Source organism: Aeromonas sp. QDB39 (assembly GCF_027707585.1).
GTDB lineage: Bacteria > Pseudomonadota > Gammaproteobacteria > Enterobacterales > Aeromonadaceae > Aeromonas > Aeromonas hydrophila.
Genome location: NZ_JAPCIV010000105.1, coordinates 1 through 1,429, shown reverse-complemented (window position 1 = coordinate 1,429; position 1,429 = coordinate 1). Strand labels below are relative to the sequence as shown.

General features: G+C 55.3%; 3 protein-coding genes and 1 other RNA gene. 3 read left to right on the top strand and 1 reads right to left on the bottom strand.

Translation table 11 applies throughout. The annotated features are described in order from the left end of the window. Positions 1-17 precede the first annotated feature (17 nt). Positions 18-320, bottom strand: a complete 303-nt coding sequence (locus PG899_RS24005) for a hypothetical protein (RefSeq protein WP_210538746.1) — start codon at positions 318-320, stop codon at positions 18-20. 43 nt (positions 321-363) lie between these two features. Here PG899_RS24005 and PG899_RS24000 point away from each other — a divergent pair. The 3 genes from PG899_RS24000 (at position 364) to PG899_RS23990 (ending at position 1,389) form a co-directional block, all read left to right on the top strand. After that, positions 364-432: hammerhead ribozyme type II (locus PG899_RS24000), an RNA gene on the top strand. Between the two features lie 40 nt (positions 433-472). Beyond that, positions 473-703 carry a hypothetical protein gene (locus PG899_RS23995; RefSeq protein ID WP_042074588.1) on the top strand — a complete coding sequence of 77 codons (231 nt, stop codon included), beginning with the start codon at positions 473-475 and terminating at the stop codon, positions 701-703. 149 nt (positions 704-852) lie between these two features. Continuing rightward, positions 853-1,389: a gp16 family protein gene (locus tag PG899_RS23990; protein WP_210538745.1), complete on the top strand. Its 537-nt coding sequence runs from the start codon at positions 853-855 to the stop codon at positions 1,387-1,389. Positions 1,390-1,429: the final 40 nt, after the last annotated feature.

The window sequence follows — 1,429 nt, the reverse complement described above, 5'->3', positions numbered from 1 at the left end:
CATATGGATTTAGGGACTCAGAATACTTTTTTCTGAAAATCAAGGCGGCCTTCCCCGGAAAGCCGCGATGAACCAAATTTAAGGTCAGAGTTCATCGTCAAAAACATGACGTATTGCGTAAGCAGCTCATAAAACGCGGATCGCTTTGATGGTTCCAATTCGATCGCTTCTTTGATGGGAAAGGGGGCGGTGGACAACCTTGTGAAGAGCCACTCCTGCGTTTTGATCGAGATGTGCAGCTGCTTGGGGTTATGGCCAACCATCAGTTGGGTGAAGTTGTAGAGAGGTAACAGGACCTCATGAGCGGTCAACGGCTTCATAGACACTCCATTCTCGTTTGGATAAGGAGATTGAGTATTGATCATGCGAAACAGTGGGGGTAGCCCCTCTGTCTGCCCGGCGTGGTGGCCGGGCACTGATGAGCAGCCGACCTGGGCCCAGGTCTTCACCGCCTCGAACAAGGAGCACGGCGATGACCAAAACAGAGATGGATATTCGGCTTACCAAGATATTCAGCGCGGCCGCCATTGCACAGGCGACCCCTGATAAACGGGCTGTGTGCAGACAGCTCAAGCAGTTTGATAGAGAGGCTCGTGCCCAAGGGCTGTTTGCTCTGGCAGGAGAAGCCAGCCAGATGCGCTGGCAACTGGTAGCGGAACTGCAGCAAGCCAGAGCAGCAGAGGTCAGTCATGGCGGCGTCTAATTGGCAGGCTCTGCTGGTCTATGTGATGAAGTTTGGCCCCTTGAACCAGCAAGGTGCCGAGCAGTGGCTCGATAGTCATTGCCCTGAGTGGCGCAATGGAAACGATGTGCCTGCCGGTCAAATCTGGGTGGCAAAAGTGGGGAGAAGTCATGACAGCAAGCAATGAACGCACCCGCTTGATCCGGCTGGTGCAGGTGGGCCGCCGCTCCCTGGGGCTGGATGACGAAACCTATCGTGAGCTGCTGACCCAGCAGAGTGGCAAGTGCTCTGCGGCAGCGCTGTCGATCCAGGAGCTGGACAAGGTGCTGCAAGCCATGAAGGGGGCAGGGTTTAAACCGACTGTTAAACGTGGCGTAAAAGGAGGCAAGCAGAAGCGTTTAAGCCCGGTCAGCGGTACCCAGGTTCGGACGGCTGAAATAGGGGTGATCCGGGCTATCTGGATCACAATGGCCAAACACGGCCTGCTGCGTGATGGCAGTGAGACGGCGCTCAATCACTATGTGGAGCGTCAGACGGTGCGGATCAATAACGGGGTGGGTGTGGCCGAGGTGTCCTGGCTCGATGGTGCGTTGGCTTATTCGGTGCTGGAATCCCTCAAGCACTGGCATAAGCGGGAGATGGTCAAGGCCCTGCAGGCGGCCAATAAAACTAGGTTCATCGCGGCTTTCCGGGGAAGGCCGCCTTGATTTTCAGAAAAAAGTATTCTGAGTCCCTAAATCCATATGC